Raw genomic sequence first — 12859 nt, 5'->3', positions numbered from 1 at the left:
GCGGTCGCGTCCGTCACCGCGATCCCGGGCCGCATGGAGCGGGTGGTCGAGCGCGGCCAGGGGCTGCCGCTGTGCATCGTCGACTACGCCCACACGCCCGACGCGCTCGTGTACGCGCTCGAGGCGGTGCGCCCGATCACGCCCGGCCGGCTCGTGCTCGTCCTCGGCTCGGACGGCGACCGCGACCAGGGCAAGCGCCCGCTGCTCGGTGAGATCGCGGCGCGGCTGGCCGACGTCGTCGTCGTGACCGACGAGAACCCGCGCTCGGAGGTGCCCGGCACGATCCGCGCCGCCATCCTCGAGGGCGCGGCGCGCGTGCGCCCCGACCTGATCGACGTCGTCGAGATCCCCGAGGGTCGCGCGGCCGCGCTGCGGCACGCGATGAGCGCCACGGGTGAGGGCGACACGGTGATCGTCACCGGCAAGGGGCACGAACCGACCCAGGAGATCGCCGGAGTGTTCCACCGCTACAACGACCGCGACGTCTACCTCGCGCACGCCCGCACGCTGCTGCAGGAGCGCGCGTGATCGCGCTGCGCGCCCGCGAGGTGGCCGACCTCGTCGGCGGGACGCTGCGCGGTGTTCCTGACGACGCCGTGGTCGACGGCGCCGTCGTCACCGACTCGCGCGAGGTCGAGCCGGGCTCGCTGTTCGTCGCGATCCGCGGTGAGCAGGTCGACGGGCACGCGTTCGCGGCCCGCGCCGTCGCGGCGGGCGCGGCCCTCGTGCTGGCCGAGCACCCGCTCACCGACGACGACGGGCGGGAGCTGCCCGTCGTCGTCGTGCCGGATCCGACCGCCGCGCTCGGGGCTCTCGCCCGGGGTGTGCTGCGCCGGCTGCGCGAGCGCGCGGGCTCGCCGCTGCGCGTCGTCGCGATGACGGGGTCGGTCGGCAAGACCACCACCAAGGACCTGCTCGCGAGCATCTTCGCCGCGGACGGCCCGACCGTGGCCCCGGTGCGCTCGTTCAACAACGAGGTCGGGCTGCCGGTCACGGTGCTGCGGTGCACCCAGGAGACGACGACCCTCGTGCTGGAGATGGGGGCCAGCGGTCCGGGCCACATCGACTACCTCACCGACATCGCCCCGCCCGACGTCGCGGCCGTCCTCGTGGTCGGCACCGCCCACCTCGGTGGTTTCGGCGGCGTGGACGGAGTGGCGCGCGCCAAGAGCGAGATCGTCACCGGCCTGGCTCCGGGCGGCACGGCGGTGCTGAACGCGGACGACCCGCGCGTCGCGGCGATGGCCGCGCTCGCCCCGCGCACCGTCACCTTCGGGCGCGAGGGGAGGCCGACGTCGTCGCGCGCGACGTGCGGACGACGGACGGCGCGCGCGCCGCGTTCCGCCTCGTCGACCGGCGTCGCGTGCCCGACGGCGGGGCCGAGCTGGCGGCCGACGTCACGCTCGCCCTCGTGGGCGAGCACCACGTGACCAACGCCCTCGCGGCGGCGACGATCGCGCTCGAGAGCGGCATCGCCGTCGCCGACGTCGCCGCGCGCCTCGCGGGCGCCGGCGCGGCGAGCCCGCACCGCATGGCGGTCACGGAGCTGCCCGGCGGCGTCACCGTGATCGACGACTCCTACAACGCCAACCCGGAGTCGATGCGTGCGGCGCTCAAGGCGCTCGTCGCCCTCGCCGCCGGGGGCCGCCGTAGCATTGCGGTGCTCGGCGAGATGCGCGAGCTGGGTGAGGACGCGCTGCGCCAGCACGACGCGCTCGGTCGCCTCGCCGTCCGGCTCGACGTCTCGCGCCTGGTCGTCGTCGGCGACGGCGCGCGGGCCATGTACACCGGGGCCCTGCTCGAGGGGTCCTTCGGCGAGGAGGCGACGTTCGTGTCGGACATCGACGAGGCCCAGGCCTGGCTCCGGGAGCACGGTGAGCCGGGCGACGTCGTCCTGCTGAAGTCCTCCCACGGCAGCGGCCTGCACCTGCTCGCCGACCGCGTGCTCGCCACCCGTGACCTCGGAGCCGCCCGGTGATCCCCGTCCTCGTGTCCGGGGGCGTGGCCCTCGCGATCTCCCTCTTCGGCACGCCGTGGTTCATCCGGTTGCTCGTGCGCAAGCAGTACGGCCAGTTCATCCGGCAGGACGGCCCGACCTCGCACCACACGAAGCGCGGCACGCCCACGATGGGCGGCGTCGTCATCATCGGCGCGACCGTCCTGGGCTACCTCGTGGCGAACCTGGTCTCCTGGATGCGCACCGGGTCCACCCCGAGCGCGTCGGGGCTGCTCCTGCTCTTCCTCATGGTCGGGCTCGGGGCCGTCGGGTTCGCCGACGACTTCACGAAGATCTCCAAGCAGCGCTCGCTCGGCCTCTCGCCGATCGCCAAGATCATCGGACAGGGCGGCGTCGGCATCGCGTTCAGCCTCCTGGTGCTGCAGTTCCCGAACGCCGAGGGGGAGACGCCGGCGTCCATGGGCATCTCCTTCATCCGCGACACCGGCCTCTCGCTCGCGTTCGCCGGATCGGTCGTCGGGCTGCTGCTGTTCGTGGTGTGGGCCAACTTCCTCGTGACGGCGTGGTCCAACGCGGTGAATCTCACCGACGGCCTGGACGGGCTCGCGACCGGGGTGAGCGTCTTCGCGTTCGGCGCGTACGTGCTGGTGACGATGTGGCAGTTCAACCAGTCGTGCAACGACCTGCTGGCCGGACCCCGCTGCTACACCACGCGCGATCCGCTCGACCTCGCGATCGTGACGGCGGCGATCGTCGGTGCGTGCATCGGGTTCCTGTGGTGGAACGGCTCACCCGCCAAGATCTTCATGGGTGACACCGGCTCGCTCGCCCTCGGTGGCGCGCTGGCCGGGCTCTCGATCCTCACGCGCACCGAGCTGCTCGCACCGATCATCGCCGGGATGTTCGTCGTGATCGTCGCCTCCAGCGTGATCCAGATCGGCTTCTTCAAGATCTCCGGCGGCAGGCGCGTGTTCCGTATGGCACCGCTGCACCACCACTTCGAGCTCGCGGGCTGGGAGGAGGTCACGATCGTGATCCGGTTCTGGCTCATCTCGGCGGTCTTCGCGGCCGTGGGTCTGGCCGTGTTCTACGGCGAGTGGATCACCGGATGAGCGACCCGCTCGCGCTGCGCGGCACGGCCGCGCGCGAGGCGCTGCGCGGCGCCCGCGTGGCCGTGGTCGGGCTGGGGCTGACGGGTGCGGCGGCCGCGCGCACGCTGCACGCGCTGGGCGCCGACGTCGTGGCGCTCGACTCCCGCCCGGAGGTCGCCGCGCGCACGGCGGCGCAGCTCCCGGGCGTGCGCGTCCTGGCGGGCGACGGCGAGTCTGCCCTCGCCCGTGCGCTGCTGGACTCCGGCGCCCGTCTCGCGGTCGTCTCGCCCGGTATCCCGCTGGCCTCACCGCTCCTCGCGCTGCCCCGCGCGGCCGGGGTGCGGCTCATCACCGAGTTCGACCTCGCCTGGATGATCCGGCTCGACGACGCGCCCTGGTTCTTCGTCACGGGCACCAACGGCAAGACCACGACGGCGCAGATGACCAGCGCGCTGCTGCGCGCCGGCGGGCTGCACGCGCCGCCGCTCGGGAACATGGGGGTGGCGGTCTCGACCGTCGCGCTCGAGGGGGTCGCCGACGACGCGGGTGTGGTGCGCGCCCCCAGGCGTGGCCGATCGAGATCGCGGCGCTGCAGCTGCACGACACCTCGCTCCCGCGCCCGCTCGCGAGCATCTGCCTCAACGTCGCCGAGGACCACCTCGACCACTTCGGCACCATGGAGCGCTACCGCGCCGCCAAGGCCGCGGTCTACCGCGGGACCACGGGGGCGTGCGTCTACCCCACCTGGGAGCCAGGCGCGCGGGAGATGGTCGAGGAGGCCGAGGTGACCGAGGGCGCCCGCGCCGTCGGGCTCTCGCTGGCCGTCCCGGGCCTCGCACAGGTCGGTCTGGTCGAGGACGCGGTGATCGACCGCGCGTTCCACCCGCGCCGCCGCACCGAGGGCGTCGAGCTGTTCACGACCGACGACGTCGCGCACCTCGGCATGGGGGAGGCGGGGCTGCCGCTCCACATCGTCACGAACGCGATGGCGGCGGCCGCGCTGGTGCGCGAGGGCGGCGTCGACCCCGACGCGATCGCGGCCGGGCTGCGCGCCTTCCGGGTGGAGGATCACCGCATCGCGCGCGTCGCGGTGATCGACGGCGTCACCTGGGTCAACGACTCCAAGGCCACCAACGCGCACGCGGCCGCGGCGTCGCTGCGCGCGCTGGCCGACGGGAGCGCGGTCTGGCTCGCCGGCGGCGACGCCAAGGGGGCCGACCTCGACGACCTCGTGCGCGACTTCGCGGTCAAGATGCGGGGGTCGTGCTCATCGGGCGCGACCCGCGCGCGTGGCTCGAGCCGCTCGCGCGACACGCGAGCCACCTCCCGGTGATCGTGGTCCCCGACGGTGACACTGAGGCGGTGATGCGTGCTGCGGTCACGGCCGCGAGCGACCTGGCGCGGCCGGGCGACACGGTGCTGATGGCCCCGGCCGGGGCGTCGTGGGACCAGTTCCGCAGCTACGGTCACCGCGGCGACGCCTTCGTGACCGCCGTGGGGGAGCTCGGGAGCAGCGCCCGGGCAGGAGGAGAACAGGAGCAGGCATGACCGTCACCGACTCCCGACCGCGCGCCGGTCGAGGGCGTCTCGGCAGCAGCTCCGCCCGGTCGACGGGTGCCCGTCGACCTGCCGCGGCCGCGCGCACCGGCCGCTCCGCCCGTGCCACCCGAACGGCACCCGAGTCCGCCACGCGGACCGCGATCCGCACGGCGTGGGACTCCCCGGTCACCTCCTACTACCTCATCGGCTCGGTCTCGCTCGTGCTGGTCACGCTCGGGCTGGTGTTCGTGCTCTCGAGCTCGACGATCACGTCGCTCGCGAGCCAGGCCGGTCCGCTCTCGGGCGTCCAGAGCCAGGCGCTCTACGCCGCGCTCTTCCTCCCGTTCGCCTTCGGACTGTCCCACCTGCCGCTCCGGGTGCTGCGCGTGCTCGCGTGGCCGGCGTACCTGGCCGCGCTGGGGCTGCAGCTGCTCCCGATCCTCGCGCCCGGCATCGCGACGACGTCGGGCGGCAACATCACCGGCATCGACCTGGGTGTCATCTACTTCCAGCCGGCCGAGTTCGCCAAGCCCGCCCTCGCGCTCTGGCTCGGCGCCGTGCTGGCCGCGAAGCGGCACCAGCTCGGACAGATCCGCCACATCATCCTCCCCGCGGCGGGCGCCGGCGGCATGATCGCGGCGCAGCTCTACACCCACGACCTCGGTACGGCCCTCGTGCTGGGCGCGCTGGTGGCGGGGGCGCTGTGGGTCGCCGGGCTGCCGACGCGCTACTTCGGTGCGCTGGGCCTCGCCGGCGTCGCCGTCGTCGCCTTCATGGCCACCCAGGGCGAGACCCGGATGGCCCGGATCATGGCGCTGTTCAGCCCGGACTCGCTCGACGACGACGGTCTCGCCTACCAGACCGGCCACGCGCTGCAGGCGCTGGGGACCGGGGGACTGTCGGGTGTCGGTCTCGGGGGTCGCGCACCAAGTGGCTCTACCTCCCGGAGGCCAACAACGACTTCATCCTCGCCATCATCGGCGAGGAGCTCGGGCTGCTCGGCACGCTGCTGATCCTGGTGCTGTTCGGGCTCCTGATGGTGGGGCTGACGCGGGTCGTGCTGCGACACCCCGACCCGGTCGCGAAGATCACGACGGCGGCGATCGCGGCGTGGATCCTGGCGCAGGCCCTGGTCAACATCGGCGTCGTCATCGGTGTCCTCCCGGTCATCGGCATCCCGCTCCCGTTCATCTCCTCCGGCGGCTCGGCGCTCATCGCGACCGTCCTGGCGATGGGTGTCGTCCTCGCGTTCGCCCGCGACGAGCCGGGCGCCCGCGCGGCGCTGATGGCGCGCCGCGGCGCGGTCCGCCGCTCGTTCGGCGTCCTCGCCCGCCGCGGGGGCGCGCATGAGCGCCCCGCGCGGTGCCGGCCCGCTGCGCGTCCTGCTCGCCGGTGGCGGCACCGCCGGCCACGTCAACCCTCTGCTCGCTCTCGCCGACGAGCTCCGCTCGCGCGACGCTGCCACCGAGATAGTCGTGCTGGGCACGGCCGAGGGGCTCGAGCAGCGCCTGGTGCCCCAGCGCGGCTACGAGCTCGCGACCATCCCGCGCGTGCCCTTCCCGCGCCGGCCCGACGCGGCCGCGCTGCGCTTCCCGCGCGCCTTCACCCGCGCCGTCGGCCTCACGGGCGAGGCGATCGCGCGCGTGGACGCCGACGTCGTGGTGGGTTTCGGCGGCTACGTCGCCACCCCCGCCTACCGGGCCGCGGCGCGGGCCGGGCTGCCGGTGGTGATCCACGAGCAGAACGTCCGCGCGGGGCTCGCCAACCGGCTGGGTGCGCGGCGCGCCGCCGTCGTCGCCCTCACGTTCGCCGAGACCTCGCTCACCGCGCGACGTGGGCGCACGGTCCACACCGGGCTGCCGCTGCGGCCCGCGCTCGCCGACCTGGCGCGGCGGCGGGTGGACGCGCAGCAGTCCGCCGCGGCGCGCCGCGAGGCCGCCGCGCGCCTCGGGCTCGACGCGGACCGCCCCGTGCTCCTGGTCACGGGCGGCTCGCTCGGTGCCCAGCGCATCAACGAGGCCCTCGCCGGCACCGCCGCCGACCTCACCAAGGCCGGTGTGCAGGTGCTGCACGCGGCCGGCCGGGGCAAGGACGACGCCGTGCGCCCGGCGGCGGAGGCGGCGGGGAGCGACTACCACCTCGTGCCCTACCTCGACGCGATCGAGGACGCGTACGCGTGTGCCGACCTCGTCGTGGGCCGCTCGGGCGCCGGGACGGTGGGGGAGCAGGCCGCGCTCGGCCTCCCCGGCGTGTACGTCCCGCTCCCGATCGGCAACGGCGAGCAGCGGCTCAACGTCCGCGGGCTCGAGCGAGCGGGCGGTGCGCTCGTCGTCGACGACGCCGCGCTCACCCCCGCCTGGCTGCGCGAGCACGTGCTCCCGCTCGTGGCGGACACCGACCGGCTCGCCGCGATGGGGGCGGCCGCCCGCACGACCGGCATCGCCGACGGCGCGGCCCGCCTCGCGGACCTCGTCCGCGACGCCGCGGGGCGAGCCACCACCACCACCGCCACCAGTGACGACGCCGCCGGTACCACCGACAGCACCACCGACACCGATCCGCAGGAGTGACGCCGCACGTGAGCCACTGGCACTTCATCGCGATCGGCGGGCACGGCATGAGCGTGCTCGCCGAGATCGCCCTCGAGCTCGGGCACCGGGTGACCGGGTCCGACCAGGTCGCGGGTGAGGAGGTCGTCCGCCTGCGCGGGCGCGGGGCGCACGTCGACATCGGCCACGCCCCGGACCAGGTGGCGGGTGCCGACGTCGTGGTGGTCTCCACGGCGATCCCGCCCACGAACGTCGAGGTCGTGGCCGCCCGGGAGCGGGGGTCGAGGTGATCCACCGCTCCGAGGCGATGACGCGCCTCACGGCGGGGCGCCCGTTCTACGCCGTGGCCGGGACGCACGGCAAGACGACGACGTCGGCGATGCTCGCCGTCGCGCTCGAGGGGGCGGGCTGCGACCCGGGCGCCGCGATCGGTGGCACCGTGACCTCGTGGTCGGCGGGGTCGCGCGTGGGGACGGGGCCGTTCGTCGCCGAGGCCGACGAGTCCGACGGCTCGTTCCTGCGGTACGCGCCGCGCGTCGCGATCGTCACGAACGTCGAGGAGGACCACCTCGCGCACTACAGCGGACTGGCCGAGATCCTCGACGCGTTCGAGGCGTTCGCCCGCCGCCTGACGCCCGACGGCGTGCTGATCGCCTGCAGCGACGACGCCGGGTCGCTCGAGATCGCCCGCCGCGCGCACGCCGCCGGGCTGCGCGTGCGCACCTACGGCCGCACCGATCCGCGGGGTACGGACGGGGCGCGGCTCGCCGTCGAGCACGTCGGCCTGACCGACGTCGAGCTGACGGCCGGCCACTCGGCCGCGACCCTCGCGCTCGTGGGCGCCGACGGCGTCGCGCTCGCACCTGCGGTCGCGCTGCGCGTGGCCGCACCCGGTCTCCACACCGTGCTGGACGCCGCCGCGGCGTGGGCCGCCGCGCTCGAGGCCACCGGTCTCGCGGGGGCGCGCGCCGTCGCCGACGCGCTGGAGGGTTTCGCGGGGGCCGGACGGCGCTTCGAGACCGTCGGGACCGCCGACGACGTGCGCGTGGTCGACGACTACGCGCACAACCCCACCAAGGTCGCCAGCGCGCTGGCGGCGGGTCGGCTCGCCGCGGGCGAGGGACGCGTCGTGGCGCTGTTCCAGCCGGCGCTGTTCACCCGCACGCGCGACTTCGCGGCGGAGTTCGCCGACGCGCTGGACGCCGCCGACGCCGTGGTGGTGTGCGACGTCTTCGGTTCGCGCGAGGCGCCGATCGACGGCGTGACCTCGGCCCTCATCACCGACGCCGAGCCCGAGGAGCGCGCCGAGCGCGGCGCCATGCCGTTCCAGCTCGTGCCGGACCGCGTCGCCGCCGCCGAGCGGGTCGCCGCGCTCGCGGGGCCCGGCGACCTCGTCATGACCATCGGGTCCGGTGACGTGACGCTGCTGGCGCCCCTGGTGCTCGAGCACCTGCGACGCCGTGCGGAGGACTCGTCCGGCCCGTCCGACTCGTCGGATCCGTCCGGCACGGTCGCCGAGGACGCGTGAGGCCGCCCGCCGCGCCCCGCCGGCCCGCGACGGCGACCCCGCGTCGGCCGTCGGCGTCGCGTGGGGCGGGCGCGACCGGGGTCCGCGGCGGTACCGCGCCCGCGCGCCGGGACGCGTCCGGTCCCGACCGCGGCCAGGACCTCATCATCCTGGACGACGACGGGCCGGAGGACGAGCACGAGGGCGGGTCGGACGGCGTCGAGCGCGCCGCGCAGGCTCGGGTCCTCCCCGCACCGCGCTCCCTCGAGCCCGCCTGGGCCGCGCGCGATGCCGCACGTCGCCGTGCGACGTGGGTCCGGGTGGGCGTGGTCACCGCTGCGGCAGCCGCCCTCGGCGGCCTCGGGTGGCTGACCCTGGCCTCCCCGGTGTTCGCGCTCGAGGCGGAGGAGGTCGTCGTGGTCGGCGGCGGACCGTACGTGGACCCCACGGCCGTGGTGGGCGCCGCAGCCCAGGACGAGGGGACGCCGCTGCTCCGCCTGGACACCGCGGCGCTGCGCGACCGGATCGAGCAGCTGCCCGCCGTCGCGGAGGTCGAGGTGGCTCGCGACCTGCCGCGCGGTCTGACGCTGACCGTCGTGGCGCGCGAGCCCGTGGCGCTCGTGGCGCAGCCGGACGGCGCGGTCCAGGTCGTGGGCAGCGACGGCGTCGTCATCACGACCGTCCCGGGCGACGCCGCGCCCGCCGGTCTGCCCGTGCTCGCGGTGGACACCGCGGCCCCCGAGGCGGGGCGGATGGTGGAGGACGTGCTCGCGGTGCTCGCGGTGCTGCCCCCCGACCTGCTCGGCCAGGTCGCCAGCGCGGGGGCGAGCGCGCCGGGCAGCATCCGGTTCGAGCTCGTCGACGGCGCCCAGGTCACCTGGGGAGGGGTGGCCCGCAGCGAGCTCAAGGCCGCCGTGCTCAGCACCCTGCTCCAGGTCGGCGCGCGCACCTACGACGTCAGCGAACCCGAGTCGCCGGTCACGAGCTGATCCGATGGCTCGACACGCCCCGGCGGTCGTTGTCGCAGGCCCGAGGTCGGCCTACCGTCGACCCATCGCAATCTGACATAAGTCTCACTCTCAACCTGAGGGTGAAAGTTCGAGCAGGAGAGTCCCCCGAGCGGGTGGGCCGGACGAGAGGGACGCACGTGACGACACCGCAGAACTACCTGGCGGTCATCAAGGTCGTCGGCATCGGCGGCGGCGGCGTGAACGCCGTCAACCGCATGATCGACGCCGGACTGAGGGGCGTCGAGTTCGTCGCGGTGAACACCGACGCCCAGGCGCTGCTGATGTGCGACGCCGACGTGAAGCTCGAGGTCGGGCGGGACCTGACCCGCGGCCTCGGTGCCGGCGCCGACCCCGAGGTCGGCAAGAAGGCCGCCGAGGACCACGCCGAGGAGATCGAGGACGTCCTGCGCGGCGCCGACATGGTCTTCGTCACGGCGGGCGAGGGCGGCGGCACGGGCACCGGCGGTGCCCCGGTGGTCGCCCGCATCGCCCGCAAGCTCGGCGCCCTGACGATCGGCGTCGTCACCCGCCCGTTCACCTTCGAGGGCGCCGCCGCTCGACGCAGGCCGAGTCGGGCATCGAGGCGCTGCGCGCCGAGGTCGACACCCTCATCGTGATCCCGAACGACCGACTGCTCTCGATCAGCGACCAGAACATCTCGGTGCTGGACGCCTTCAAGTCGGCCGATCAGGTCCTGCTCTCCGGTGTCCAGGGCATCACCGACCTCATCACCACGCCGGGTCTGATCAACCTCGACTTCGCCGACGTGAAGTCCGTCATGCAGGGCGCCGGCAGCGCGCTCATGGGGATCGGCTCCGCCGTCGGCGAGGACCGGGCGCTCCAGGCCGCCGAGAACGCCATCTCCTCCCCGCTGCTCGAGGCGAGCATCGACGGCGCGCACGGCGTGCTGCTCTCGATCCAGGGCGGCAGCGACCTGGGGATGTTCGAGGTCACCGAGGCCGCGCGTCTGGTCCAGGAGGCCGCGCACCCCGAGGCCAACATCATCTTCGGCACGGTCATCGACGACACGCTCGGCGACGAGGTCCGCGTGACCGTCATCGCCGCCGGGTTCGACAGCGGCACGCCCGCCAAGGCGCCGGCGGCCCCGCCCGCCCGCAGCGAGCGCGCCCCCGGCCAGGCCGCCCGACCGCAGACGCCGATCGCCGTCCCGGCGCAGCTGACCGACGCCGACCTCGACCGCGGCGGTCGCGCGGCCGAGCCGCAGGCCCAGGCCCCCGCCGCACCCGTGACGAGCGACGCCGCACCCGTGGTCTCGGCCCCCGAGCCCCAGCGCCCCGTGGCCGTCGAGGAGCGCCCCCTGCGGCCGCGCCGCGACGAGGAGCTGGACGTGCCCGACTTCCTGAAGTGACCCTTCCGGACACCGCCGACGGCGAGGTCGACCCGCAGGTGCTGCGGGCCGACCTCGCCGTCGGCGTCTCGGCGTTCTTCACCACGCGCGCGGGCGGGGTCAGCGCACCGCCCCGGGACGGGCTCAACCTCGGTGCGGGGGTCGGCGACGACCCGCGCGCGGTCGCGACCAACCGCGCCCGTGTCGCCGCGGTGCTGGGCGCCCCGGTCACGTGGTCGCGGCCGGTGCACGGTCGCGACGTCGCGCGCATCGGTCCGGACGGTCGCGCCGTCGGTGCCGTCGGCGGTGACGCGCTCGCCGTCGACGCGCTCGTCACGACCGCGCCGGGACGCGGCGTCGCCGCCCTCGCGGCCGACTGCGTCCCCGTACTGCTGGCGGCCGTCGTCGGGGAGGGTGACGCCCGCGCCGGCCGACCGCTCGCCGTCGCCGCGGTGCACTCGGGCCGTCGCGGCCTCCTCGCGGGCGTCCTGCCCGCCGCGGTCGAGGCGCTGCGCGCGGCGGCCGGTGAGACGTCCGCGACCGCCCCGTCCGGCGTCGAGCTGCGCGCCGTCGTCGGCCCGGCCATCTGCGGCCGCTGCTACGAGGTGCCGCAGGAGATGCGGGGCGAGGTGGGCGCCGTCGAGCCCGCCGCCGTCGCGACGACCTCGTGGGGCACACCCGCGCTCGACCTCCCGGCGGGCGTCCTCGCGCAGCTGGGGCGCGCCGGGGTGATGGCGACGTCGGTGGGCGTGTGCACGCACGAGGACGAGCGCTTCTACTCCTACCGGCGCGACGGCGTGACAGGCCGGTTCGCCGGAGTCGTCGCGACACGCCGGGGCGGGATGCCGGGCGGCGCCGCGACGGGCGGCTAGCGTCGCTGGCGGACGAGGCTCGCCGGGAGTCGTGACCGAGGGAGAGGACGCTCATGGGAGCGCTGCGCAAGACGATGGAGTACCTCGGGCTCTCCGAGCCCGACCGCGACCAGGAGCTGGAGTACGGCGTGAACGACGAGGAGTACGCGATGGACGAGGTCGAGGCGCCCGCGGCGCCCGCGCGCACCGCCCCCGTCACGCCGATCAGCGCGGCCCGCTCGGCCGTCCCCAGCGGCGACCTGCGCCGGATCACGACCGTCCACCCGCGCACCTACAACGACGCGAAGGTCATCGGTGAGTCCTTCCGCTCGGGCACGCCGGTCATCATGAACCTGACCGAGATGTCCGACGCCGACGCCAAGCGTCTCGTCGACTTCTCCGCGGGCCTGGCCTTCGGCCTGCACGGCGCCATCGAGCGCGTGACGAACAAGGTCTTCCTGCTCTCGCCCGCCTCGGTCGAGGTCGCGACCGACCCCGGCGCCACCGAGCAGAGCAACCTGTTCAACCAGAGCTGAACCTCCGTGCCGGCGGTCGATCCCGTCCCGAGCCGCCCGAGCCGGGTCACCGGCTCGGCGGCCGGGTCCCTCGCCCGTAGAGTGGTCCCGTGAGTGCGATCGCGACCGTCCTGTACGTCCTGGTGCTGCTGTTCGTCGTCGCCCTCCTGGTCCGCATCGTCTACGACGTCGTGCAGATGGTGGCCCGCGAGTGGCGACCGCAGGGCCTGGCCCTCATCGCGGCCGACGTCGTCTACACGACGACCGACCCGCCGCTCAAGGCCGTGCGACGGGTGGTGCCGCCGCTCCGGCTCGGCGGCATCGCGCTGGACCTGGCCTTCATCCTGGTGATGTTCGGGGCGTGGATCCTGATGTGGATCCTCGGGTCGCTCGCTGCATGACCTGCGGGGTGAACGTCCCCGGCCCCGATGGGCTACCGTTGACCGCGATCGACGCATGTGAGCATGCGTGCGTCTCTAGAAGACTGAGGTG

13 protein-coding genes and 3 pseudogenes are annotated in these 12859 nt (G+C 74.9%); all 16 read left to right on the top strand.

Annotation, left to right across the window (positions count from 1 at the left end; genetic code table 11):
• Positions 1-33: 33 nt before the first annotated feature.
• The 16 genes and pseudogenes from QQK22_RS18710 to QQK22_RS08215 all read left to right on the top strand — a co-directional run bounded on the left by QQK22_RS18710 (position 34) and on the right by QQK22_RS08215 (position 12768).
• The gene (locus tag QQK22_RS18710) at positions 34-528 is read left to right on the top strand and encodes a glutamate ligase domain-containing protein (protein WP_348525543.1); all 495 of its coding nucleotides are present in this window, start codon (positions 34-36) and stop codon (positions 526-528) included.
• Positions 525-1430, top strand: coding sequence for a UDP-N-acetylmuramoyl-tripeptide--D-alanyl-D-alanine ligase (locus QQK22_RS18705; RefSeq protein WP_348525542.1), 906 nt, complete (start codon positions 525-527; stop codon positions 1428-1430). The genes QQK22_RS18710 and QQK22_RS18705 overlap by 4 nt, the downstream gene beginning before the upstream one ends.
• The gene (locus QQK22_RS18700) at positions 1364-1978 is read left to right on the top strand and encodes a glutamate ligase domain-containing protein (protein WP_348525541.1); all 615 of its coding nucleotides are present in this window, start codon (positions 1364-1366) and stop codon (positions 1976-1978) included. Before QQK22_RS18705 ends, QQK22_RS18700 begins: the two co-directional genes overlap by 67 nt.
• Entirely contained in the window at positions 1975-3069 is a 1095-nt protein-coding gene (gene mraY / locus QQK22_RS08285) for a phospho-N-acetylmuramoyl-pentapeptide-transferase (RefSeq protein ID WP_284250502.1), read from the top strand. The genes QQK22_RS18700 and mraY overlap by 4 nt, the downstream gene beginning before the upstream one ends.
• Positions 3066-3338: pseudogene (locus tag QQK22_RS19255) on the top strand (NAD-binding protein); the annotation flags it as partial. The gene mraY and the pseudogene QQK22_RS19255, both read left to right, overlap by 4 nt.
• 77 nt (positions 3339-3415) lie before the next feature.
• Positions 3416-4381, top strand: coding sequence for a Mur ligase family protein (locus QQK22_RS19250; protein WP_431310187.1), 966 nt, complete (start codon positions 3416-3418; stop codon positions 4379-4381).
• Between the two features lie 29 nt (positions 4382-4410).
• Positions 4411-4596: a hypothetical protein gene (locus QQK22_RS08265; RefSeq protein ID WP_284250500.1), complete on the top strand. Its 186-nt coding sequence runs from the start codon at positions 4411-4413 to the stop codon at positions 4594-4596.
• Positions 4593-5785 (top strand): annotated as a pseudogene (locus QQK22_RS08260) (FtsW/RodA/SpoVE family cell cycle protein); the annotation flags it as partial. The gene QQK22_RS08265 and the pseudogene QQK22_RS08260, both read left to right, overlap by 4 nt.
• Positions 5786-5933: 148 nt before the next feature.
• Positions 5934-7157, top strand: a complete 1224-nt coding sequence (locus tag QQK22_RS08250; RefSeq protein WP_284250498.1) for a UDP-N-acetylglucosamine--N-acetylmuramyl-(pentapeptide) pyrophosphoryl-undecaprenol N-acetylglucosamine transferase — start codon at positions 5934-5936, stop codon at positions 7155-7157.
• Between the two features lie 8 nt (positions 7158-7165).
• Positions 7166-7426: a Mur ligase domain-containing protein gene (locus tag QQK22_RS08245; protein ID WP_284250497.1), complete on the top strand. Its 261-nt coding sequence runs from the start codon at positions 7166-7168 to the stop codon at positions 7424-7426.
• The gene (locus tag QQK22_RS08240) at positions 7423-8664 is read left to right on the top strand and encodes a glutamate ligase domain-containing protein (RefSeq protein ID WP_284250496.1); all 1242 of its coding nucleotides are present in this window, start codon (positions 7423-7425) and stop codon (positions 8662-8664) included. Before QQK22_RS08245 ends, QQK22_RS08240 begins: the two co-directional genes overlap by 4 nt.
• Positions 8661-9632: a cell division protein FtsQ/DivIB gene (locus tag QQK22_RS08235; protein WP_284250495.1), complete on the top strand. Its 972-nt coding sequence runs from the start codon at positions 8661-8663 to the stop codon at positions 9630-9632. Before QQK22_RS08240 ends, QQK22_RS08235 begins: the two co-directional genes overlap by 4 nt.
• A 158-nt stretch (positions 9633-9790) precedes the next feature.
• Positions 9791-11022 (top strand): annotated as a pseudogene (gene ftsZ, locus QQK22_RS08230) (cell division protein FtsZ).
• Entirely contained in the window at positions 11019-11873 is an 855-nt protein-coding gene (locus QQK22_RS08225; protein ID WP_284250494.1) for a purine nucleoside phosphorylase YfiH/LACC1 family protein, read from the top strand. Before ftsZ ends, QQK22_RS08225 begins: the two are co-directional and overlap by 4 nt.
• A gap of 53 nt (positions 11874-11926) precedes the next feature.
• A complete protein-coding gene (locus QQK22_RS08220) occupies positions 11927-12388 on the top strand; it encodes a cell division protein SepF (RefSeq protein ID WP_284250493.1) in 462 nt (153 codons plus the stop codon).
• Positions 12389-12477: 89 nt separating this feature from the next.
• Positions 12478-12768 carry a YggT family protein gene (locus tag QQK22_RS08215; RefSeq protein ID WP_284250492.1) on the top strand — a complete coding sequence of 97 codons (291 nt, stop codon included), beginning with the start codon at positions 12478-12480 and terminating at the stop codon, positions 12766-12768.
• The last annotated feature ends 91 nt before the right edge of the window (positions 12769-12859 follow it).

Origin of the sequence: Litorihabitans aurantiacus (genome assembly GCF_030161595.1) — a bacterium.
Lineage (GTDB): Bacteria > Actinomycetota > Actinomycetes > Actinomycetales > Beutenbergiaceae > Litorihabitans > Litorihabitans aurantiacus.
This window is presented reverse-complemented; position numbering and strand designations above follow the sequence as displayed.

Coding starts and splice junctions, on each gene's coding strand:
- QQK22_RS18710 (WP_348525543.1), top strand. CDS start 34: ATGGAGCGGGTGGTCGAGCGCGGCCAGGGGCTGCCGCTGTGCATCGTC.
- QQK22_RS08220 (WP_284250493.1), top strand. CDS start 11,927: ATGGGAGCGCTGCGCAAGACGATGGAGTACCTCGGGCTCTCCGAGCCC.
- QQK22_RS08250 (WP_284250498.1), top strand. CDS start 5,934: ATGAGCGCCCCGCGCGGTGCCGGCCCGCTGCGCGTCCTGCTCGCCGGT.